23 protein-coding genes and 2 pseudogenes are annotated in these 20,096 nt (G+C 71.4%); 12 read left to right on the forward strand and 13 right to left on the reverse strand.

Annotated features, from left to right (window positions below):
• Positions 1-28: 28 nt before the first annotated feature.
• From LWP59_RS06065 to LWP59_RS06080, 4 genes are all read right to left on the reverse strand, one after another.
• Positions 29-421: a TetR/AcrR family transcriptional regulator C-terminal domain-containing protein gene (locus LWP59_RS06065; protein WP_186383158.1), complete on the reverse strand. Its 393-nt coding sequence runs from the start codon at positions 419-421 to the stop codon at positions 29-31.
• Positions 391-1,101, reverse strand: a complete 711-nt coding sequence (locus tag LWP59_RS40595; protein ID WP_144636063.1) for an MFS transporter — start codon at positions 1,099-1,101, stop codon at positions 391-393. The genes LWP59_RS06065 and LWP59_RS40595 overlap by 31 nt, the downstream gene beginning before the upstream one ends.
• Before the next feature lie 104 nt (positions 1,102-1,205).
• The gene (locus LWP59_RS06075; RefSeq protein WP_144636060.1) at positions 1,206-2,042 is read right to left on the reverse strand and encodes an ArsR/SmtB family transcription factor; all 837 of its coding nucleotides are present in this window, start codon (positions 2,040-2,042) and stop codon (positions 1,206-1,208) included.
• Positions 2,043-2,248: 206 nt separating this feature from the next.
• On the reverse strand, positions 2,249-2,407 hold the full coding sequence (locus LWP59_RS06080) for a hypothetical protein (protein WP_186383144.1): 159 nt from the start codon (positions 2,405-2,407) through the stop codon (positions 2,249-2,251).
• Between LWP59_RS06080 and LWP59_RS40890 the strand changes: the two are divergent.
• The 3 genes and pseudogenes from LWP59_RS40890 to LWP59_RS06090 all read left to right on the forward strand — a co-directional run bounded on the left by LWP59_RS40890 (position 2,406) and on the right by LWP59_RS06090 (position 4,683).
• Positions 2,406-2,937: pseudogene (locus LWP59_RS40890) on the forward strand (CapA family protein). The gene LWP59_RS06080 and the pseudogene LWP59_RS40890 overlap by 2 nt on opposite strands.
• A complete protein-coding gene (locus LWP59_RS40290) occupies positions 2,934-3,581 on the forward strand; it encodes a CapA family protein (RefSeq protein WP_325062719.1) in 648 nt (215 codons plus the stop codon). The pseudogene LWP59_RS40890 and the gene LWP59_RS40290 overlap by 4 nt, the downstream one beginning before the upstream one ends.
• Before the next feature lie 340 nt (positions 3,582-3,921).
• Positions 3,922-4,683 carry an SGNH/GDSL hydrolase family protein gene (locus LWP59_RS06090; protein WP_144636048.1) on the forward strand — a complete coding sequence of 254 codons (762 nt, stop codon included), beginning with the start codon at positions 3,922-3,924 and terminating at the stop codon, positions 4,681-4,683.
• Between the two features lie 76 nt (positions 4,684-4,759).
• Here LWP59_RS06090 and LWP59_RS06095 read toward each other — a convergent pair whose 3' ends face one another.
• Positions 4,760-5,698 carry a LysR family transcriptional regulator gene (locus LWP59_RS06095; RefSeq protein WP_191334957.1) on the reverse strand — a complete coding sequence of 313 codons (939 nt, stop codon included), beginning with the start codon at positions 5,696-5,698 and terminating at the stop codon, positions 4,760-4,762.
• Positions 5,699-5,829: 131 nt separating this feature from the next.
• On the opposite strand from LWP59_RS06095, the gene LWP59_RS06100 reads away from it, so the two are divergent.
• Entirely contained in the window at positions 5,830-6,765 is a 936-nt protein-coding gene (locus LWP59_RS06100; protein ID WP_144644539.1) for a TIGR03620 family F420-dependent LLM class oxidoreductase, read from the forward strand.
• On the opposite strand, the gene LWP59_RS06105 is transcribed toward LWP59_RS06100, so the two are convergent.
• A complete protein-coding gene (locus LWP59_RS06105) occupies positions 6,762-7,700 on the reverse strand; it encodes an anti-sigma factor RsbA family regulatory protein (RefSeq protein ID WP_144644541.1) in 939 nt (312 codons plus the stop codon). The two genes, LWP59_RS06100 and LWP59_RS06105, sit on opposite strands and share 4 nt — an antisense overlap.
• Positions 7,701-7,755: 55 nt before the next feature.
• Positions 7,756-8,469, reverse strand: coding sequence for an alpha/beta fold hydrolase (locus LWP59_RS06110; protein WP_144644544.1), 714 nt, complete (start codon positions 8,467-8,469; stop codon positions 7,756-7,758).
• Positions 8,470-8,549: 80 nt separating this feature from the next.
• Here LWP59_RS06110 and LWP59_RS06115 point away from each other — a divergent pair, with 80 nt between their 5' ends.
• Entirely contained in the window at positions 8,550-9,503 is a 954-nt protein-coding gene (locus tag LWP59_RS06115; protein WP_144644547.1) for a helix-turn-helix transcriptional regulator, read from the forward strand.
• A gap of 316 nt (positions 9,504-9,819) precedes the next feature.
• Here LWP59_RS06115 and LWP59_RS06120 read toward each other — a convergent pair whose 3' ends face one another.
• On the reverse strand, positions 9,820-10,758 hold the full coding sequence (locus LWP59_RS06120; protein ID WP_144644550.1) for an MBL fold metallo-hydrolase: 939 nt from the start codon (positions 10,756-10,758) through the stop codon (positions 9,820-9,822).
• A 215-nt stretch (positions 10,759-10,973) separates the two neighbouring features.
• On the opposite strand from LWP59_RS06120, the gene LWP59_RS06125 reads away from it, so the two are divergent.
• The 6 genes from LWP59_RS06125 to LWP59_RS06150 all read left to right on the forward strand — a co-directional run bounded on the left by LWP59_RS06125 (position 10,974) and on the right by LWP59_RS06150 (position 15,852).
• A complete protein-coding gene (locus LWP59_RS06125; protein ID WP_144644553.1) occupies positions 10,974-12,152 on the forward strand; it encodes an LLM class flavin-dependent oxidoreductase in 1,179 nt (392 codons plus the stop codon).
• Between the two features lie 87 nt (positions 12,153-12,239).
• Positions 12,240-13,130, forward strand: a complete 891-nt coding sequence (locus LWP59_RS06130) for a helix-turn-helix domain-containing protein (RefSeq protein WP_186383576.1) — start codon at positions 12,240-12,242, stop codon at positions 13,128-13,130.
• 11 nt (positions 13,131-13,141) lie between these two features.
• Positions 13,142-13,933, forward strand: a complete 792-nt coding sequence (locus LWP59_RS06135; RefSeq protein ID WP_144644558.1) for an SAM-dependent methyltransferase — start codon at positions 13,142-13,144, stop codon at positions 13,931-13,933.
• A 105-nt stretch (positions 13,934-14,038) separates the two neighbouring features.
• Complete coding sequence (locus tag LWP59_RS06140) at positions 14,039-14,209, forward strand: hypothetical protein (protein ID WP_186383577.1); 171 nt, start codon at positions 14,039-14,041, stop codon at positions 14,207-14,209.
• Between the two features lie 55 nt (positions 14,210-14,264).
• Complete coding sequence (locus LWP59_RS06145; protein WP_229858551.1) at positions 14,265-15,002, forward strand: histidine phosphatase family protein; 738 nt, start codon at positions 14,265-14,267, stop codon at positions 15,000-15,002.
• Positions 14,980-15,852, forward strand: coding sequence for an NAD(P)H-hydrate dehydratase (locus LWP59_RS06150; RefSeq protein ID WP_144644563.1), 873 nt, complete (start codon positions 14,980-14,982; stop codon positions 15,850-15,852). The genes LWP59_RS06145 and LWP59_RS06150 overlap by 23 nt, the downstream gene beginning before the upstream one ends.
• Positions 15,853-15,860: 8 nt before the next feature.
• On the opposite strand, the gene LWP59_RS06155 is transcribed toward LWP59_RS06150, so the two are convergent.
• Complete coding sequence (locus LWP59_RS06155; protein ID WP_229858549.1) at positions 15,861-16,367, reverse strand: universal stress protein; 507 nt, start codon at positions 16,365-16,367, stop codon at positions 15,861-15,863.
• A gap of 110 nt (positions 16,368-16,477) precedes the next feature.
• Here LWP59_RS06155 and LWP59_RS06160 point away from each other — a divergent pair, with 110 nt between their 5' ends.
• Positions 16,478-17,101 carry a DUF1275 family protein gene (locus tag LWP59_RS06160; protein ID WP_144644566.1) on the forward strand — a complete coding sequence of 208 codons (624 nt, stop codon included), beginning with the start codon at positions 16,478-16,480 and terminating at the stop codon, positions 17,099-17,101.
• Positions 17,102-17,111: 10 nt separating this feature from the next.
• Here the strand turns inward: LWP59_RS06160 and LWP59_RS06165 are convergent, their stop codons facing one another.
• The 4 genes and pseudogenes from LWP59_RS06165 to LWP59_RS06180 form a co-directional block, all read right to left on the reverse strand.
• Positions 17,112-17,975, reverse strand: a complete 864-nt coding sequence (locus LWP59_RS06165; protein WP_229858548.1) for an SAM-dependent methyltransferase — start codon at positions 17,973-17,975, stop codon at positions 17,112-17,114.
• Between the two features lie 636 nt (positions 17,976-18,611).
• Positions 18,612-18,809, reverse strand: coding sequence for a hypothetical protein (locus tag LWP59_RS06170; RefSeq protein WP_144644572.1), 198 nt, complete (start codon positions 18,807-18,809; stop codon positions 18,612-18,614).
• A gap of 362 nt (positions 18,810-19,171) precedes the next feature.
• A complete protein-coding gene (locus tag LWP59_RS06175; protein WP_144644575.1) occupies positions 19,172-19,675 on the reverse strand; it encodes a YbaB/EbfC family nucleoid-associated protein in 504 nt (167 codons plus the stop codon).
• 107 nt (positions 19,676-19,782) lie between these two features.
• Positions 19,783-20,088: pseudogene (locus LWP59_RS06180) on the reverse strand (type VII secretion target); the annotation flags it as partial.
• Positions 20,089-20,096 lie beyond the last annotated feature (8 nt).

Consider the following 20,096-nt stretch of genomic DNA (forward strand, 5'->3'; position numbering starts at 1 on the left):
GGCCGAGCTGGTGCTCGGCGACGTCGGGCTAGCGAGGTGCGAGGCCGTCGATCATCAGGGCGAGGGTGAAGTCGAACCGGTCGTGGCCCTCGCCGGCGGTGAGCTCGGCGGCGTGGGGGAAGGTCTCGGCGGGCAGTGCGGTGAACCGGCGTCGCAGTTCGTCGCGGTCGAGGACCCAGGCAACGTCGTCCTGTGCTGATCGCCGACGCGCGATCGACGTCTCGAGGCAGTAGGCGGCGACGTACAGCAAGAGGGCGTCGATGGCCCAGGCGGCGGCCTGCGGGGCGACGCCGCCGGCGAGCAGGATCGCCAGCATTCCTTCGTTGACGCGCACGGTCTCGAGGTCGGTGGGGACCATGGCGAGCGCGGCGCGGGAGATCCCCGGGTATTTCAGGTACTGGTCGCGTAGCTGGGTGCACACGCCGCGGATCTGCTCGCGCCAGGCCGCGGGGTCCGGCTCGGGTAGTACGAGCTCGGCGCACAGCCGCCCGATGAGCAGCTCGTCGAGGTCGGCCTTGTTGACCACGTGGGCGTAGAGCGAGGCGGGACCGGTGTCCAGCGCGCGGGCCAGCCGACCCAGTTGGTCAGCACACCGCCGAGCACCGGCCCGAGTCCCGCGGCCACACCGCCGAGGCCACCCCAGACGCCGATGGCGCGGGCGCGCTGCTCCCGGTCGGGGTACGAGGCGTTGATGAGGGCCAGCGACGTCGGCAGCGCCAGCGCGGCACCCGCCCCCTGGACCACGCGCGCCCCGATCAGGACCGGCAGGCGCGGCGCGAGGCCGCACACCAGCGAAGCGATCGTGAACACCGCCAGCCCGGCCAGGAACACCCGGCGCGAGCCCAGCCGGTCACCGAGCGAGCCCGCGGACAGCAGCAGGCAGGCGAACACCAGCGTGTAGCCGGCGGTCACCCACTGCAGTCCGCTGACGGTGGCCGTCAGATCCTGGCCGATGACGGGCAACGCCGTGTTCACCACGGTCGCGTCCATCATGATCATGAAGAAACCGAGGCACAGCGCCAGGAGGGGCAGCCTGCTGCCGGTGCGCGGCGCAGGTCGGGGCTTCTCCGCCGTCGACCGGTCGACATGCTGGGAAGACATTGCCGCGATTCCTCGTCTCGTCGAAGGAAAGGACCGGTCTCGGCCCTTGCGCCGACGTTAGGCGGCTGTTTTTACGCGTGCCGTCGAAATGTGCCCGGCACCGGTCACCTTTTCGGTCGCAGCGGGGTGACCGGGGGTGCGGCGGCGGTCGCCAGGGTGTCGGTGTCGATGCCGAAATGCTCGGCGAATCCGTGTTTTCCGGCGTCGGTGACGGTCAGTGCGCGTGGCGCCCCTTTGGTTTTGCGACGCAACCATTCCAGTTCCTCGAAACGGTTCAGCAGCGCGGCTCCCGCGGTTCCGCCGAGGTGATGCCGTTGCTCGGTCCAGTCGACGCAGTACGCGACCAGGCGCCGCCGCTTCCGCGAGTCGACGGCCGCCGGCAGGTGCACGCCCAGCTCGGTGAACAGCACGTGGCCGGGCTCGGTGAGTTCGTAGTCGACGTCCTTGCCGGGCGCGGAAAGGCGGTCGTGGCGGGCGTGGGCCGGCCGGTGCACCCCGTCCCCACCCCGCACGGCGTCCTTGTCCAGCAGGGACTGCATGACGGCCACCCCGAGATGTCCCGCCAGGTGGTCGTAACAGCTGCGGGCCAGGCGCATCGCCCGCGCCCTGGTGTCCGCGCGCAGCGAGCGGACGGGCCGGATCGGGGAGACCCGGGCTAGTGCCTCGAGCGCGTCGGCCACGCTGCGGGAGGACAGTTCGTAGTAGCGGTGCCGGCCCTGCCGGCGCACGCGCAGCAGGCCTCCGTCCACCAGTTTCGTGAGGTGGGCGCTCGCGGTGGACGGCGAGACGCCTGCTTCGCTCGCGAGCATCGACATCGGCAGAGCGTGCCTGTCCAGCAGGGCCACCAGCATCGCCGACCGGGCCGGATGCCCGATCAGTTCGGCGGGCACGCTGAAGTCGATGTCACCGCCGGCGGCGATCGATTCACGGCTCGTACTCATGATTCGACCGTAACGCCGGAACATTTCGCCGGCAGGCGAAGCGTGCCTGGCAGCGCATTTCGGCAAATACGGAATCCGCGGTATGTCCGTATGGGGGAAGACTCGTTTCGTCTCCGGGCGAAAAGGCGGGCCTCTAGCGTCGCTGTCGAACCTGGTGAACAGCACGAGGGAGGGTTGCTCCGGGTCAGGCCGAGGGGCAGAAGACGCTACTGCGAGCTCGCCTCGCTGGAGGCCTTCGGTGTCGTCCTGCCCTGGTCGTCAGCGACGTCGGGCGGGCCGGGTGCGGGCAGGCGTTCGGCATCGACGTTCCCGGCCTGCTCGCCCGGGCGGGCCACCTGGTTCACGACGGAAAGGAGCTTCGTCATGGCCGCACGCAACGGACTGACCATCACCGCGGTGGGGGACGTGTTCCTCGACCGCGACCAGCCGGGGTCGGCGTTCGACCACGTCTCGGATCTGTTCCACGACGCCGATCTCGCGTTCGCGAACCTGGAGGGCGTCTACGCCGAATCCTGGGAGCGGGCGCCCAGCGCCGGTGTTCCGCTGACCGCGGACCCCGGGTTCGTCGGGCACCTGGCGAAATCCGGGCTGAACGTGTTCTCGCTGGCCAACAACCACAGTGGACGGCGGTTTCGCCGCGCTGCTGCGCACGCGTGAGCTGCTGGAGGAACAGGGCGCCGCGGTTGCCGGCGCCGGTGAGAACCAGGCCGCGGCACGACGCCCGGTGATCCGGCGGACGCCGCACGGCACAGTCGCCGTGCTCGCCTACAGCGCGGTCTTCCCGCAGGTTACGAGGCGCGTCCCGGCTGGCCCGGCCTCGCCCCGCTGCGCGCGTACAGCCAGTACACGCCGTGGGAGGAGAACGAGTGGAATCCCGGGCTGCTGCCGCGCGTGACGACGGTTCCACACGAAGCGGATCTGGCTGCCCTGCGCTCCGACATCGCCGAAGCGCGCACGCAGGCGGACGTGGTGCTCGTCAGCGTGCACTGGGGCGATTTCAGCCGGCCGTACGTGCTGACCGATCACGAGCGGCGCGTCGCGCGGGTCTCGGTCGAAGCCGGTGCCGACGCGGTCCTCGGGCACCATCACCACCTGCTCCGGGGAATCGAGTTCTACCAAGGGAAACCGGTGTTCTACGGGCTCGGGCACTTCGTGTTCGACCTTCCGGACTTCGAGAACCGACTGGCCCGCGAGGCCTACCTCGGACGCGGCGACGAGGCGACGGTGCGCGCCGGCAAGCGGCGCTTCGGCGAGTACCGGATCGGCGCGCGCGAAGGCTATCCGCTGCTACCGTTTCACGCCGACGGCCGGCTGACCGGTGTCGCCGTGCTCCGGCACGACGGCGAGGCGCTGCGGCCGGCCTTCGTCCCCTGGGTGCTGGGGCCGGACAACCGGCCGCGCCCGGCGACGGAGGAGGGCGAGCTCGAGCGCGTGGCCGGCTACCTGCGCCGGTGCATCGCGGAGGAAGACCTGGAAGCGGTTCTGCACGAGGACCGGACGGGAGCGGGCTTGCCGCTGCTGCGGGTCACGTCCTCCTGAATGAGGAAAGGAGCACGCCCGGCCATCTTGGTGCTCGCCGACGCCTGTCTTTGTGGACAGTGACAGGGTTGGTCGCTACAGCGAAAAAAAGCAACAAGACGTCCGGCTCGAGCTACTCAAAGTAACCTCGTAAAGATTGTTAACGGCACGCAAGTACCAAGCGATAACACAATCGCCACAGGCCAGGAACCGGCCCGCGGGCTCAGACGGAAATTCCGCTGATTCCGATCTGCGACTTGGAGGTTGCCGTTCACCTGAATCCGGCGGGGTCGGTAATAACTTGCCTCTGTCACGCTGCCTTTGTTGTTCTCGACGTGAGGACTGTTCAGTGAGAAATCTGATGAAGACAGTACTCGCGGCGATGACCGCGGCGATCGCGCTGACGTCCTCGGTCGTCGTCGCGACGGCGCCGAACGCATCGGCGGGGGCGGCGGGCACCTGGTGCGGCAGCGGCAGGGCGAACCTGGCGATCCTGGGCGCCAGCTCGGAAACCGGGTACGGCACGACCGGCTATCCCGCGAACGTCAACACCTACTACCCCACCCAGTTCGGCTGGACCAAGCACCTTTCCGATCTGCTGCACGCCGCGTGGGGCACCACCACGGAGAACTACAGCCACAACGGCGCCCTGGTCAGCGACTACCTGCCCGGCGGCCGCTGGAGCACCACCACCGGCGCCGTCGCGAACCTGGCCACCACCAAGCCGACCCTGGTCATCGTCGACCTCGGCGGGAACGAGTACTGGAGCCAGGTCGACCCCGCGGTCTTCGAGAGCAACCTCCGCACCATGATCGCCGACATTCGCGCCGTCCGCCCCGACGTGGACCTCATGCTCTACCTCCACGAAGAGATCTCCTGGCCCGCCAAGGGAAACGAGTTCTGGGCGCAGGCCACCCCCAAGTACCCGTGGTCGCAGTACGCGGCCCGGATCTTCGCGGTCGCCTCCAGTGTGCCCACCGGCATGGTCGACATGCGCCAGTTCATCTACCCGTCCAAGACCAACCCCGCCGGACTCTGGTACTCCGACGGGATCCACCTCGACGACGCCGGCCAGTCCGTCGTCAACGCCGCGTGGTGGGGCTGGCTCGCCTCCTCCTGCTGACCGGCGGTGGGGGAAGTGGCTGTCAGCTCTGCGCCGTTCCGCGCCGCCGGGCTCTCCAGCCGTCGGGCTGATGCGGTCAGTCGCGCCCGCCTGGGCCGACTTCGGCCTCACGATCAACGCGGTGTGCGGCCGGGGGGCCCGTCAGGTGGGCTTCGGCGGATTTCCGGAAGGCGGCCACCAGCCGGTTGCGTTCGCCGGCGCGGGTGGCGAGTGCGACGTGGCTCGGTTCGACGCCTTCGAGGGGCACCATCGCGAGGTCGGGGCGAAGGCCGCCGAAGACGGCGCACGCCGGGATGATCGCCACGGCGTCCCCGCCCGCGATGAGTTCGATCTTGTCCTCGACGGCCGTCAGGAGGGGGCCGTCCGGAGCGGGGCGGCCGTCGGGGCGGGGGTCGACTCGCCAGAAGGCGTTCCAGGTGGCGTCGGCCGCACGGGGGAGCGGCTCGTCGGCGATGTCGTCCAGCGTCACGGATTCCTTGCCCGCCAGGCGATGGTCGATCGGGACCAGGAGCGCGCGTGGCTCGTCGTAGAGGACCGTCACGTGCAGCTGGTCGGTGGGGAAGGGCAGCCGGACCACGGCGGCGTCCACGCGGTGCTCCAGCAGGGCGGCGCGTGGCTCGTGCCAGTCCAGGTGCAGCGTGCGCACGTCGGCCTCGGGATGGCGATGGCGCAGGTCGCGCACGGCCGGGGTGATGATCAGGTTCTCGATGTAGCCGACCGTGATCCGGCTGGGCTGTGCCGCCGCCCGGGTGCGAGCGGCGGCCTGGGCCGCGGACCGCAGCACCGCGGTGGCGAGCGGCAGGAAGACCTCGCCGGCCTCGGTGAGCCTGCTGCCCTGCGGGGTGCGGTCCAGCAGGCGTGCACCCAGCTGCTGTTCGAGGCGGCTGATCTGCCGGCTGAGCGAGGACTGGGTGACGTGCAGCGCCGCGGCGGCGCGGCCGAAGTGCCGGTGCTCGGCGACGACCGTGAAGCACCGCACCAGTCGTAGGTCGAGATCGGCCGGAGGCTGGGTCATGCCTCAGTGTATCCCTCTGACGTGCGGTGTTGCGCAAAGCGAGATGCGCCTTGCGGAACATTCATTGGACCTGGAGCCGTGCGCGGGCACAGGGTGGAAGAAGATCCTCCACTTTTCCCGAAAGGAACTCCATGGAGACCGTGGTCGAAGGTCGCCGGACCTTGGGGCCTGTCGGCGTGTACCTGCCGATCTCGATGACCAGCACGCCGGGCGTCGACCTGCAACGCGACGCCGCGAAGCGGCTGGAGCACGCGGGCTACCGCATGGTCTGGACCAACGAGGTAGTCGGTGGCAAGGACGCACTCGTGCAGCTGGCCGTGCTGCTGGCGGCGACCGAGCGGTTGGCGTTCGGCACCGGTATCGCCAACATCTGGGCCAGGGAACCGCAAACCACGCACGCCGCGGCCGCGATGCTGGCGCAGGCCTACCCCGGCCGGTTCGTGCTCGGCCTGGGGGTCGGCTACCGCGAGCAGGCGGCGGGCACCGGCCGGGAGTTCGGCAGCCCGCCCGCCACGATGCGGGACTACCTGGACCGGATGACCACCCAGACCTGGCCGCCCGCGGCCGAGACCAGGTACCCCCGGATCATCGGCGCGAACGGCCCGAAGATGCTCGCGCTGGCCGCCGCCTGCGCCGATGGGGCGTTTCCCGCGATGCTGCCGCCCGGACACACCGTGCGGGCCAGACAGCTGCTCGGTCCGGACAAGCTCTTGGTCGTCGGGCTGTCCGTGGTCGTGGACAGCGATCGCGACCGGGCGAAAGCAACTGCGCGGGAGAAGGTGGCGGGCCGGCTCGGCATGCCGTCGTACGCGGCGGGCATCGCGCGGCTGGGCTACTCGGACCAGGAGATCAGCGAGGTGAGCGACCGGCTCGTGGACGCGATCGTGGCCCACGGCGATGCGGCGGCGATCGTGGCGAAGGTGCGCGAACACCTGACCGCGGGCGCGGACCACGTGGTCCTGATGCCCCCGACGACCGGCTTCGCCGCCGACGTGGACCTGCTCGAACACCTCGCCCCGGCGCTGGCGGACCTGGACTTCGCGGACGCTCCCCAGCTGTACACCTAGATCCGGCAGAGCGCCTGGACCGTCGTGCCGGACGGGGTGGTGTGGATGCGCACGAGGTCCGCCAGGTGGTTCACCATCAGCAGACCGCGACCGCCGGGCTGGGAGCTCGTGCGGGGGAGCCGGCCCGCCATCGGGTCGCTCACGTGGCCGTCGTCGCGGACCTGGCACGTCACGTGGTCGCCGTCGCGCCAGAGGCGCAGCTCCGCGCGGGCGCTGGGGGTGTGCAGGAGGCTGTTGGTCACCAGCTCGGTGGCGATGAGCGCCAGGTCCGCGGCCCGGTCGCGGCTCAGGCCGTGGCGCACCGCCCCGGCGCCGACGAACCGCCGCATCGCGGGCAGCAGCGTGACCTTGTCCACGAGGAACCGCGCGGCATCCGCCGGGCTGTTCAACGGCTCGTTGTAGCGGCTCACGACCACATCGGGTGCGTAGGCCTCGCTGACCGCCTCCGCGCCCGACTCCCACAACACCGGATGCGTGGCACGCGCGTCGGCCAGGGCGACCTCGTCCAGGCCGTCCTTGTCGTACGGGCACAGGATCGTCACGTCCCGGCCGGTGAACGCCTCGTTGATCAGCGCCTCGTGCTGTGCGCACGCCGGGTACTCGGTCCGGCTCCGGCCGGGCCAGATCGGCTCGCCGATGATCCGGACGTGCGTGTCACGGTGCTTGTCCGCGAACGCGCGCAGCACGCCGGGGATGATCCGGCCCGGGTTCCGGCCCGCCTCGGACATGTCGAGCATGAACACGCTGTCCGCGGCGCCGCCGAGCGCGGCGCGGAGGAGCTCGAGCTTGCGGCCCGGGACCGCCACGGCGACCGGGCCGCCCTGCTCGAGCCCTTCGGCCAGGAACGGGACCAGCGCGCTCAGGTACTCGTCGTCACCGCGGTAGAACAGGGCCGGGTGCACGAACGGCTCGGCTCCGGGTGGAGAACTTCGCATCGGTTTCCGCAACTACGTGAATGACCTGGGACCCCCCACGATAGACCTCCCCGCGTCACGCCGTCGCCGTCGCGAGGGCCGCCGCCAGCGCGGCGGGCTCGGAGAACATCGGCCAGTGACCCGTGGCCAGGTCGACGCGGCGCCACGGTGGCCGGTTGACCGACGCGAGCGCGGGCACGCCGGCGTCCAGCATCGTCGAGAAGTCGTGGCAGGCGACGATGGCCCGGCCGACGTGCGGCGCGAGTTCGGCGGGCCCCGGCAACGGCTGCTCGTAGCTGTCGAACGGATGCGGCACCGCGCGGGTGCGCATGAGCTCCCGATGGTCCTCGGTCAGGCCGGCCAGACTGCTCGACTGCGCCAGGACCTCGAACGGCGGCATGGGCAGCAGGCCGTCGGTGATCTGGGAGCGCAGCTGCTCGGCCGCCTCGGGCGGCATCAGGTCGAGCATCCGCATGCCCTCGGTGAGCGGTGCGCTGTCGACGTAGACGACGTGCGCGAGCCTGTCGCCCAGCCGCGCGGCGGCGCCGGTGACCGGGATACCGCCGTAGCTGTGCCCGACCAGGGCGAACTCGCGCAGGTCCTGCTGCTCGGCGAAGGCGACGATGTCCTTGATGTGGGTGGCGAGGTCCGCCTCCGGCGCCGGGGTGCCGTCGAGTCCCGTGAGCGTCAGCGGGCGTGGGTCGTGCCCCTGCGCCCGCAGCGCCTCGGCGGTCCCGGCCCAGGCCCAACCGCCCAGCCAGGCACCGGGGACGAGGACGAAAGTGGTCATGGTTCCTCCGTGTTCTCTTCTGTGCGGCGACCGTATGCTCGAAACAGGACAGAATCCGCCCTGTTGAGTCGAGTGATTTCGTGACGCATCCGCTGATCCGCGTGCTGGCCCTCCTCGAACTGCTGCAGGCGCACGCCGGGCTGACCGGCACCGAGCTGGCCGGACGCCTCGGCACCGACGTCCGCACGGTGCGCCGGTACGTCGCGCACCTGCGTGAGCTGGGCATTCCCGTCGAGGCCGGGCGCGGTCGCCACGGCGGTTACCGGCTCGCGCGCGGCTACCGGATGCCGCCGCTGGTGTTGAGCAACGACGAAGCGCTCGCCGTCGTGCTGGGGCTGCTCGCCGGGGAGCGGCTGGGCATGAACCCCGCCGCGCCCGCCGGTGCCGGGGCGCTGGCCAAGATCGAACGGGTGCTTCCCGACGCGCTGCGTGAGCCGCTCGCGGCGATGCGGGACACGCTGGGGTTCACCGCGCACACGGTGACCGGCCGGGCGCCGGAGGCAGGTGTGCTGCTCGCGCTCGCGCAGGCTTCGCGGCGGGGGCGGAGCGTCGGCCTGCGGTACGAGTCGTGGCGCGGGGAACAGACCGAGCGCGACCTCGATCCCTACGGCGTCGTCTTCCACGCCGGGCGGTGGTACGTCACCGGCCACGACCACCTGCGCGGCACACTGCGGACGTTCCGGATCGACCGCATCGCGTCGGTGGTGCCGGGGTCCGGCGCGTTCGTGGCGCCGGCCGGGTTCGACCCGGTCGCGCGGGTCGCGTCGTCGCTCGCGCGGGCGCCGTACCGCTGGGAAGTCGAGGTGTTGATCGACGGCCCGCCCGCCGAGGTGGCGCGCCGGCTGCCGACGACGGTCGCCGCGCTCACCCCGGCAGGCGACGGGGTCCTGCTGGTCGCGCGGGCGGAGCGGCTCGACGGGATGGCACATCTGCTGGCTGCCCTGGAATGGCCGTTCACGATCCGCCGCCCGGACGAGTTGCGGGTGGCGCTCGGTGAGCTCGCGCAACGGCTGGCCGCCATCGCGAGGGCCTGAACGAGGGCCGGCATCTCCGTGAAAGTTCGCCGCACCCGCCGCCGCGGCGAACTACCCCACGGGCCCGACTCCGGCAACGGCACGCTCTGGTACTGGACGGCGTACCAGGACGGTGACAGCGCGGAACTGCGCCAGGGCGCACCGGCGACGCACTCGGCGTTCATCACCGGGGCCCGCCAGGCCGGGCACGTCGTGCGCGGCTGGGACTTCGATTCGGCGAGCCTGGCGACGGACCCGCTCGCGAACTACCCGGCGACCAACCATCCGTGGGACGCCTGGTACCGGTCCCTGCTGAGCCAGGCTGTCGAGCGACCGGTCACGGCACGAACGTCTGCAGGTGGTCGACGACGGCGAACCGGCTGGACGGGCTCGCCTGCGCCACGGCTGTGCGCAGAGCCGCCAGGCCTCCCCAGTCGCGGGCCGGTTCGTCCAGCGGGTAGTCGAAGTCGTCCCAGTGCGTCGGGAGCACGTAACGCGGGAAGCCGACCGTGCGCAGCAGCCGGGCCGCGTACTCGTGGATCGAGCCGCCGCCCACGGGCATGAGTACCACATCGGGGCGCAGCCCGGCCAGTTCCGATTCGACGTAGTTGGACCCGCCGAAGTCGAGCACGCTGACCCCGCCGCCGGCGACCTCGTAGGCGAGGGTGCCACCCTCGACGAGGTGGCGGATCTCCGTCGGCACCGGCGGTTTCGTCAGGCCGAAGCCGGGCCGGGTGCCGGGGAACGCCACCGTGGCACGGGATCCGCTCTCCGAGTGCAGGGCGCGCAGCACGCGGATCGTGTAGCTGCCGAAGTCGAGGTACTCGCCGCCGGTCGCGAGCGAAAGCTGGCCCTCGGGCGCGCCGAGGGCGGCCAGCAGGTTGAGGTGGGTCTCCGTGCCCAGCACCGTCGCGCCCGTTTTCCGTGCCAGGTAAGGAACATCGGTGAGGTGGTCGTAGTGGCCGTGGGTGACCAGGATGTGGTCGGCCCGTAGCTCACCCGAGTCGACGTACCGGTCGATCAGCGCGGTGTCCACGGAGATGGGCGTCTTCGGGTCGGCGCCTGCCGGGGTGTAGGTGCCGGTTCTGAACCGGGTGAGCCACGGGTCGATCAGCACCGTCCTGCCGCCGGGCAACCGGATTTCCCAGCCGTTGTTGCCCCACCAGCGCAGGCTCACGCCGTTGCCCTGGGCGGCGGCGGCCGGAAGGGCGCCGGCCAGGACGGCGGCGGCCCCCGCGCTCGCGCCGAAGAGTCCCCGTCTGGTGAAAGTCGTCATGAGCGCCACATCAGCACGAAATCGGCCCGGTTGTCCAAGACCGGCGGCATGCTCCTGCGATATCGGTTCTGATATCGGCCCAAGTGCCGCGGGCCGCGGCAATGGTCTGGACATGAACGAGCAGAGGCGTCCGGATGGAGCAGCCGGTGGAGTTTTTCCGCCGCTTGCCGAACACTGGACCGCACTGCGTGCTCGACGGTGAGTAGGAGGCGGTCATGACCAGGTTGCGCTTCGGGGCTTTCCTCGCGCCGTTCCACCCCGCGGGGGAGAACCCGACGCTGGCGCTGCAGCGGGACCTGCGGCTCATCGAGCACATGGACGAGCTCGGCTACGACGAGGTGTGGGTCGGCGAGCACCATTCGGCGGGCAGCGAGCTGATCGCGTCGCCGGAGATCTTCATCGCGGCCGCCGCCGAGCGCACGAAACACATCCGGCTCGGGACCGGGGTGACCTCGGTGAGCTACCACAACCCGTTGTGGGTGGCCGACCGGATGGTGCTGCTGGACCACCTCACGCGCGGGCGGACGATGCTCGGCGTCGGGCCGGGGTCGCTGCCCACCGACTCGGCGATGATCGGGCTCGACCCGACCGACACGCGCGAGCTGCTCGACGTCAACCTGGACATCATCATGCGGCTGCTGGCCGGTGAGACGGTCACGGCCGAGACGAAGACCCACCGGCTCGTCGACGCGCAGCTGCAACTGCGGCCCTACACCGAGCCGTGCTTCGACATCGCCGTCGCGGCCGTGGCCTCGCCCACCGGCCCGCGGCTGGCCGGGCGGCACGGCACGGGCCTGCTCTCGATCGGCGCCACGCTGACCAAGGAGGGGTTCGACGCGCTCGCCCACCACTGGAACGTCGTCGAGGAGCGCGCGGAGCACTTCGGGCAGCCTGCGCCGGACCGCGCGGGCTGGCGACTGGTCGGGCTGATGCACGTCGCCGAGACCCGCGAGCAGGCCTACCGCGACGTCGAGCACGGCATCGAGCAGTGGTTCCGGTACTTCCAGCGGGTCGCGGCGTTCCCCCAGATGGCCGTCGAGGGCGGCGACCTCAAGGAGATGATCGACTTCATCAACGAGGCCGGCGTCGGCGCCATCGGCACCCCGGAGGACGCCCGCGCCCAGGTGGAGCGGCTGTGGGAGCAGTCGGGCGGCTTCGGCGCGATGCTGCTCCTCGCGCATGAATGGGCGAACCCGGCGGCGACGCGGCGGTCGCTGGAGCTGATCGCACAGCACGTGATGCCGCATTTCCAGGGGCCGGGCCGCAGCCACGCGCAGTCCACTTCGGACGCCAGGGAGCGGGCGCGCGGCACCCGGGACGGGCACGCGAAGGCGCAGCTGTCGGCGGTGGAGCACATGACCGGCAAATACGCCAAGGAGGTCGCGGACAAATAGCGGCCCCTTGTCGTGACGCGGGCACTGGGAAAGGATGCGGACGGACCGCAACCTGATCGGGGACGAAGGACCGTGGACGCTCCAGCAGTGGCACGCACGCCGACCGGCCGCAAGCTGCAGCTGGCCGCGCTCGTGCGGCACCTGCGGGAGAAGCGGCAGCTCACCCAGCACGAGGCGGGGCGCGAGGTGTGGCCGCACGCCAGCGCCGGCAGCGTGCAGAACAAGATCGCCCGCCTGGAGAGCGCGGACACCGGCATCACGCCCGAGGACCTCGACGCGCTGTTGCGGTTGTACGACACGAGCGACGTCCACCGGCGGCTCGCGTCCACGCTGAACAGCGACCTCTCGCAGCGTGGCCGGTGGCAGGGGTACCGCTCGATCTACTCCGAGTCCTACCGGCGCTACGTCGACCTCGAGGAGGACGCCGAGCTCATCCGGTACGTGTCGAACGAGCGGATCCCCGAGCTGCTGCAGTGCGAGGCGTACGTGCGGGCGGAGTTCGTCCACTCGACGGATGGGATAGAGGACCTCACGGTGCGGGCGAGCCGGGCCAGACAGGAGGGTGTGCTGCTGCGGGCGGACCCGCCGTGGTTCTACGCGGCGCTCAGCGAGTCGGCGCTGCGCCGGGTCCAGGGCGACGAAGTGGTGATGCGCAAGCAGATCGAGTACCTGGTCGCGCTGTCCGAACGGCCGAACATCACCGTGCAGGTGGTGCCGTTCAGCTCCCGCTCCCGGCCGAACGTGATCACGCACAAGGGGATCCTGGAACGCTTCGCGCTGCTGCGGCTGGCGTCACCCGGCGTGATCGGCGAGCTGCCGCGGCATCTGGACTACGCGTTCACGAAGGTCGGCGAAGAGCTGAGCTGGAGCGACGAGGTGCAGCACTATGAGGACCTGTGGAGCAGGGCGAGCAGTGCCGCCCTGTCCCCGCACGAGAGCCGGGCGTTCCTCCGCGAGGTCGCCCGGGACTTCCGCTGACGAGGAGAGCGATGCTGGGGGAGGAACGGACGACCGCCACCGCGGCGGGGGTCTACGACTGGTTTCTCGGCGGGCGGCACCACGTGGCCGCCGACCGGGAGGCGGCGATCGACAGCCAGCGGTCGTTCCCGCTGGCCTCACGCGTGGTGAAGTACAACCGTGAGTTCCTGCGACGTGCGGTCCGGTATGTCGCCGGCGCGGGGGTGCGGCAGTTCCTCGACATCGGGTCCGGCTACCCGACCGTGGGCAACGTGCACGAGGTCGCACCGGGCAGCCGTGTCGTGTACGTCGACTACGAGCAGGACACGGTCGACGTCAGCCGTCGCATCCTGGCGGACAACCCGGACGCCACGTCGATCCACGGCGACCTGCGGGAGCCCGACGGCATCCTGTCGCATCCGGAGGTGCGCGAACTGCTGGACTTCGGGCAGCCGGTGGGGCTGCTGCTGATCGCGGTGCTGCACTTCGTCCCGGAGGAGCTCGGGCCGGCGCGGCTGGTGCGCCGGTACCTCGAGCCGCTGGCGCCGGGCAGCCACCTGGTGATCAGCCACGGCACGTCCCCCGCCGACGAGCGCGGGCGGCGGATCCAGGACGAGTGGCGGCAGGTGTACAACCACACGGTCGCCGAGACCTACCGCAACCGTCCGGTCGACCAGCTGACGTCGTTCTTCGCCGGGACGACGCTGCTGCCGCCGGGCCTCGTGCCCGCCCCGGACTGGCGTCCGGAGGACCCGGCGTACGTCCCGGACCCCGAGGACGAGTCGAGGCAGGTCATCGTCGGCGGCGTCGGCGTGGTGGGCTAGCCCTTCGAGATTTCCCTGTCGTGCCAACGAGAAGGGGCCGGGTTGCTGCTCTCGAACGCCTGTTCTAAGGTGGGTGGCGAGGGTAGGAGTCGCAGGGGAGTCGAGATGGCATACAAGATCATGCACCGGTCGCGCGAGCAGGAGATCCGGTTCCCGACGCAGGCGGCGGCGGAGCGTTACGCCGAGCAACTGGCGGGTGGGCTCGGCAACTGGACCGTCGTGGAAGCGGGTGCCGTCCCGCTTCCGGCCGAGGCGCCGGGCGACGAGGTGCGCTGACGCCGGGGCCGCATTTTACGATCTCGCGGGCCTGGGTAGTCCTCCGTTCGTGACGATGCGGATGGAATGGGTCGGTCTGTTGCGCCACGGGCAGAGCAGCGGCAACGTGGCGCGTGAGGAGGCCGAGGCCGACGGCCACCAGGTGATCGATATCGCCGAGCGGGACGCCGACGTGCCGTTGACGCGGCTCGGCGAGGAACAGGCCGCGGCGGCGGGCGACTGGGTCGCCCGCCACCCGGTCGACCTCGTCGTCGCGTCGCCGTACGTGCGGGCCGCCGAGACGGCGCGACTGGCACTTGCCGCTGCGGCCCGTCAGGGCGCGGCGGTGCCACGCCACCCGGTCGTCGACGAACGCCTGCGCGACCGTGAGCTCGGCGTGCTGGATCTGTTGACCAGCAAGGGGGTTCGCGAGCGCCGGCCGGACGAGCTCGAGCGCAAGCGGCGGCACGGCAAGTTCTACTACCGCCCGCCCGGCGGCGAGTCCTGGGCGGACGTCGTGCTGCGCGTGCGGTCGCTGCTGCGGGAGCTGCAGGCCGACGCGGCGGGCAAGCGCGTCCTGCTGGTGGCCCACGAGATGACCGTCTTCACCCTGCGCTACCTGCTCGAAGGCATCGCCGAGCCGGAGTTGTTGCACATCGCCGCGTGCACCGAGGTGGCGAACGGGTCGATCACCGGCTGGCAGCACGTCGCCGACGGCCGTTACCGCATGACCGAAGCGCAGGAGACGATGCACCTGCACGCCGCCGACGCCCCGCCGACCGAGGACGACGATGCCGCAGCCTCCCTCACCTGACGCCACCCCGATCAGCTCCGCGCTCCTGCGCGAGTGGCCCGTCCCGGCCGACGATCGCGGCACCGCCTTCGTCCTCGGCGGCGCGCGCACGGTTCCGGGCGCGGTGCTGCTGACCGGCACCGCCGCGCTGCGTGCGGGCGCGGGCACGCTGCAGCTGGGCGCGAGCGAGCGGCATGCCGTCGCGCTGGGCGTGGCCGTGCCGGAGTCGTCGGTGTTCGGCCTGCCCGAGACCGCAGGAGGCGCGATCTCCCGGGACGCCGCGGACGTCCTCGCCGACGTGCTGCCGCAGGCGCGCGCGGTGGTGATCGGGCCAGGGCTCACCGATGCGGACGAGACTTTCGCGTTGCTGGAACGGGTTCTCCCGCTGGTGTCCGCCGACGCGCGGCTCGTGCTGGACGCGTTCGCGCTCGGTGCGCTCAGCAGGCAGCCCGCGCTGGTCAAGTCGTGGGCCGGGCACGTCGTGCTCTCGCCGAACCACGTCGAGGCGGCCTTCCTGCTGGACCGCGCGAAGGAGGAGATCGACGACTACGAGCGCGCCGCGGCGGAGATCGCCGACCGCTACCAGGCGGTGGTCACGCTGATGGGCGCGATCGCGACACCCGCCGGCGACCTGTGGGTGGACGGCGGTGGGCACATCGGCCTGGCGACCTCCGGCAGCGGGGACGTGCTCGCGGGACTCATCGGCGGTTTCCTGGCCCGCGCGGCGGACCCCGCCCAAGCCGCCTGCTGGGCGACGCACGTGCACGCGATGGCGGGCCAGCGGCTGATCCCGCGGACCGGCCTGACGGGACTTCTCGCGCGGGACCTCGTCGGCGAGGTCGGTGCGGTGATCTCCGAGCTGACCGCCTGAAACGGCGGCTACGGCACCACGGTGACCGGCCACAGCCCGGCGCGCACGAGGCGCGTCGCGACGGAGCCGACGAGCCGGTGGCCCGCGCTCTCGGACGCGCCGACCACGACGAGGTCCGCCTGGCGGGTGACCGCCACCCGCTTCAGTTCCGTGTACGCGTCGCCGCGGCGCACCTCGAGGGTGATCGAGATGTGCGCCTCCGCGGCCAGGTTCTGGATCGGCCGGCGCAGCTCGTCGATCATGTCGCTGTGGGCCTGCTCCTGTGCGGCCGCGAGCAGGCTCGGCGACATCCCCGTCCATGCCGAAGGCGACAACACGTACACCACGACCAGCCGGGAGCGCTGCCGCCGGGCGAGGCCCGCCGCGTAGGCGCCGGCCCGCAGCGCCGTGGGTGAGCCGTCGACCCCGGCGAGGATGAGCTGCGGCCCGTCGGTCCCGCGCTCGAACGGCCCGGGCACCCACGCCGGCCCGTACTCCTCGACGAACGGCAGGGAGGCGGTGTCGTCGGTGCTCACCCGCCCATTATCCCCGGTGCCCCCGCGGCCCCGGTGAGGCGGCAGCGCGCGGCAAGAATCGCGATCGCCTAGGATTTCGGCACTTCTGCGAGAGCTGGGGGCAGACCGGGATGAGGGCGCGCACCGCCGATGTCGTCGCCAGTGTCGCGCTCGCGGGCGCGTCGGGGGCGGTCGACCTGCTCGCGCTCGCTGATCTCGGCGGGGCGTTCGCCAGCGTCGTCACCGGCAACCTGGTCAACACCGGGTTCGGCCTCGGCACGGCGGATCTCGCCCGGATCCTGCCGTCGGTGACCGCGGTCGTGGCCTTCGCGGCGGGCGTGATCGCGTGGACCGTCGTGTGGCGCCGGTCGTTGCTGGGGCCGCTGTTCGCCGAGCTGGTGCTGTTGCTCGGCGTCCTGGCGGGCTGGCTCGCGACGGGCACCCACCCGGGCAGGTCCGTGGCGCTGGTGCTGCTCGCGCTGGCGGCGCTGGCCATGGGCGGGCAGAGCGTGGCGGCGCTGCGACTGGGCGCCGCGACGACCTACCTGACCGGTGCGCTCACCAACGCCCTGCACGACCTGGTCAGCGGCAAGGCGGGCGGCCGTCGTGCGGCGGCGCGTCAGCTGCTGGCGCTGGTGCTCGGCGCGCTGGCCGCCGCCGGCCTGCGCGGGGTACTGCGCTGGGCGGTGCCAGTGCTGCCGGTGGTGCTGCTGGTGATCGCGATCACGGCCGTGCTGGTCAGGAAGCGCGGCTGAGCGGGCACACCTAGGGCTTGCGCCCGACCCCGACCCAGATGACCGACTCCTCGGGGCTGGCGAAATCGAGCTCCGGCGAGTTCGGGCCGCTCTCCTCCGGATGCCACAGCGGGGTCCAGGTCATCCCGGGCTCGACGAGCTCGAAGTCGCCCAGCAGCGCGCGGATCTCGCTTTGCTTGCGCCACACCACCGGGTTCGACGACGCGTCGTAGAGCTCCTTGACCTCGACGAGCTTCTGCCCGACCTCCGGCGGGACGCCCTCGTCGCTGACCTGCGAGACCACCAGGTACGAGCCCGGGTTCATCAGCTCGCGGTAGCGGGCCACGGACTGCGGACCGACGTCCGCGCCGTCGTGTCCTGGCTGGTGGATGTGCAGCACGGCCACCAGCAGGACCGCGACCGGCTGGTCGAAGTCGATCACGCCGGCCTCGCCGACGCGCTCCCACAGCCCGTCCGGGTCACGCATGTCCGCGTGGATCACCGCGTGCCGCTTCGGGTCGCCGTGCTTTTCCAGCAGGTACCGCGAATGCGCGACCGCGACCGGCTCGTTGTCGATGTAGACGACCTTCGAGTCGCCGGCGACCTCGTCCGCGATCTGGTGGGTGTTGCCCATCGTCGGGATGCCGGAGCCGATGTCGATGAACTGTCGCACGCCCAGGCGCATCAGGTGCCGCACCGCGCGGTGCAGGAACAGGCGGTTCGAGATCGCGACGGACTTCAGCACCGGGAACCCGGTCAGCACCTTCTCGCCGAAGACGCGGTCGATCGCCCAGTTGGCCGTGCCGCCCAGCAGGTAGTCGTAGACCCGCGCCACGCTCGGGTGGTCGAGGTCCACGCCTTCCGGCGGGAAGGGATCAGGTCCCCGTTGGCTCACCGCAGTTCCTTTCCCATCGCTTTTGGGGCAATAGTAGCGGCCTGGGAGGGCTGTCGTGGTGACGACCACCACTTCTCCCGGCTGCCCGGGATCCTCCATTGTGGATAATCGAAAACCGTTGATACGGAAGGGTTTCACGAAGGAAAACGAGTCGTTCATTACCTACTCAGCGGTAGGCGGCGGGCCCGCTCGGCCGAACGGCGTAGTGCCCGAGCGGTCGTCCGCGCCCGGGTGAACGGGCAGACTTCGCTCGGTCCCCTGACGCCGAAGCGGAGTTCCTGCGAAACCGAACGCTTTCGGGGACGTCGGGACGAACTGTCGGCGCTGCGGTCCGCCGCGCGCTCCGGCCGGGGGTGCGTCGTGCTGGTCCGCGGTCCGGCGGGGATGGGCAAGAGCGCGCCGCCGTCCCGCTGTGGCGCGCCGACGGCGCACGCCTTGGCCACCGGCCAGACCGGTTCGCCGAGCAGCCGCAGCGCCGGTCGGCGGCCGGTCGGGTGGGGTCAGGAAGGCGTACCGGTCGACGGTCCGCAGCGAGTCCGCGCGCTGGTAACCCGCGACGGCGCCGTGCAGCGCCGCGGGTCTCGCGGTGCAGTTTCGCGACGAGCTCCGCGGCGGGCTCGGCCTGCAGGAGGTCGGTCAGCAGGTCCTGATCTCGCCCGGGTCGAGCGGCCGCAGGGTGACGATGTCGGCCAGCTTGTCACCGGCGAGCCGGGCGAACGCCGCGCGAAGCGGGCCAGGCGGGACGGGGAGGCGGCGGACGCAGGCGATCCGGGCGGTCCGAGGCGAGCACGCGCCCGAGCGCTTCGGCCCGGCAGCCCCCGTGAGGTCACGCAACCAGTATGTCCTGCACGCGGTTCACCCGGTGAGACCGTTCGCGTCGCCCGTCTCCGCGGCAGAGATCGCGATCGGTGACCTCCAGTTCCGCCGATCGAGCTGCGTAGCGCCGGCGATGTCAGGGAATCACCTGGAAAGCTTCAACATGCATCGGACAAGTCCCCCGGTCCCCGCCGAACCAACGTCCCCCGGCGGACGAAAGCCGGCCTTTTGCCCAGGAAGGGCGGGCGAAAGGCCGGCTTTCCGTTGTGCGCGCTCAAGGGGTGTCGATGCCGGTGGGCCCGCCCGAGCTGCGGCCGAGCGGCTGCGCTGCTGGCCTCGCCGGCGGAGACTCGACCGGCGGCCGGGCCGCCCCCACCGCGCTACCAGGGGTTGTTGTCCTCGTCGTCGTTCTCGGCGTTGCCGGAGCTCGCGGGACGCTGCGGCTCGTCCGGCGGCTCGTCGGCCGGCTCCTCGTCCTCGTCGGCATCCAGGCTGGGGAACCGGCTGCGCAGGTTGTCCACCAGCAGCGACCGGGTCTCCGGGTCCTCGTCGCCGACCTCTTCGGTCATCACCTCGGAGACCCGCTCGGCGATACCGGACTGCGCGCGCCGCATCGTCGTCAGGATCTGCGCGGACAGCTCCTCCAGTGGCATGCTGCGCGCCCGGCCCGAGAGGTTCAGGTCGGTGACGCTGCCGTCGGCCCGCACGGTGACCCGCACCGAGCCGTCGGTGTTGCTCGAGCTGAGCCGGATCTCCTCGGTGCGCTCCTGCGCGGCGCGGTAGCGCTCGGCCTTCTGCGCGAAGCCCTCCGCCCACGCGTCGATCTGCCTGGCCGCCTCGTCGGGGTCGCGCATCAGGCCGCCGAGTCCGTTCGGGGCGGTCATTCCGACACCACCGTCCCGATCCGCGGCGACACGGTGGCCGGTTCGGCGACGGTGCCCTCCCGCAACATCGGGGTGCCGATCCGCGGCGAGGCCGTCGCCGGCTCGTCCGACCGCAGCTGCGCCTCGAACGGCTGGGCGTTGGCCTGGTCCTGCTCGTCGTAGTTCGACGCCGCCGTGCGGACGTTGTCGGCCGTCGTGGTCATCCCCTCGACCGCCGCCTTGAGCGCGTCCGTCGCGTCCTGCTGCGTCGTCGCGTTGACGATCGGCGGCAGGAACGCGCACAGCAGGCCGTAGGCCGAGCTGTCCATGACGACGGAGTTCGCGGCGTCGACCGCCGTGTTGAGCCGGTCGGTCAGGCCGTCCAGATGGCTCGCGTGCGTGCGCAGCTCGTCCGGAACCACTTCGAAAGACATGACGCCCC

Origin of the sequence: Amycolatopsis acidiphila, from assembly GCF_021391495.1 — a bacterium.
GTDB lineage: Bacteria > Actinomycetota > Actinomycetes > Mycobacteriales > Pseudonocardiaceae > Amycolatopsis_E > Amycolatopsis_E acidiphila.

Coding starts and splice junctions, on each gene's coding strand:
- LWP59_RS06120 (WP_144644550.1), bottom strand. CDS start 10,758: ATGACGACTTTCACCAGACGGGGACTCTTCGGCGCGAGCGCGGGGGCC.
- LWP59_RS06135 (WP_144644558.1), top strand. CDS start 13,142: ATGCTGGGGGAGGAACGGACGACCGCCACCGCGGCGGGGGTCTACGAC.
- LWP59_RS06175 (WP_144644575.1), bottom strand. CDS start 19,675: ATGACCGCCCCGAACGGACTCGGCGGCCTGATGCGCGACCCCGACGAG.
- LWP59_RS06105 (WP_144644541.1), bottom strand. CDS start 7,700: ATGCGAAGTTCTCCACCCGGAGCCGAGCCGTTCGTGCACCCGGCCCTG.
- LWP59_RS06150 (WP_144644563.1), top strand. CDS start 14,980: ATGCCGCAGCCTCCCTCACCTGACGCCACCCCGATCAGCTCCGCGCTC.
- LWP59_RS06110 (WP_144644544.1), bottom strand. CDS start 8,469: ATGACCACTTTCGTCCTCGTCCCCGGTGCCTGGCTGGGCGGTTGGGCC.
- LWP59_RS06140 (WP_186383577.1), top strand. CDS start 14,039: ATGGCATACAAGATCATGCACCGGTCGCGCGAGCAGGAGATCCGGTTC.
- LWP59_RS06080 (WP_186383144.1), bottom strand. CDS start 2,407: ATGACGAAGCTCCTTTCCGTCGTGAACCAGGTGGCCCGCCCGGGCGAG.
- LWP59_RS06100 (WP_144644539.1), top strand. CDS start 5,830: ATGGAGACCGTGGTCGAAGGTCGCCGGACCTTGGGGCCTGTCGGCGTG.
- LWP59_RS06090 (WP_144636048.1), top strand. CDS start 3,922: ATGAAGACAGTACTCGCGGCGATGACCGCGGCGATCGCGCTGACGTCC.
- LWP59_RS06145 (WP_229858551.1), top strand. CDS start 14,265: ATGCGGATGGAATGGGTCGGTCTGTTGCGCCACGGGCAGAGCAGCGGC.
- LWP59_RS06125 (WP_144644553.1), top strand. CDS start 10,974: ATGACCAGGTTGCGCTTCGGGGCTTTCCTCGCGCCGTTCCACCCCGCG.
- LWP59_RS06160 (WP_144644566.1), top strand. CDS start 16,478: ATGAGGGCGCGCACCGCCGATGTCGTCGCCAGTGTCGCGCTCGCGGGC.
- LWP59_RS06095 (WP_191334957.1), bottom strand. CDS start 5,698: ATGACCCAGCCTCCGGCCGATCTCGACCTACGACTGGTGCGGTGCTTC.
- LWP59_RS40595 (WP_144636063.1), bottom strand. CDS start 1,101: ATGTCTTCCCAGCATGTCGACCGGTCGACGGCGGAGAAGCCCCGACCT.
- LWP59_RS06075 (WP_144636060.1), bottom strand. CDS start 2,042: ATGAGTACGAGCCGTGAATCGATCGCCGCCGGCGGTGACATCGACTTC.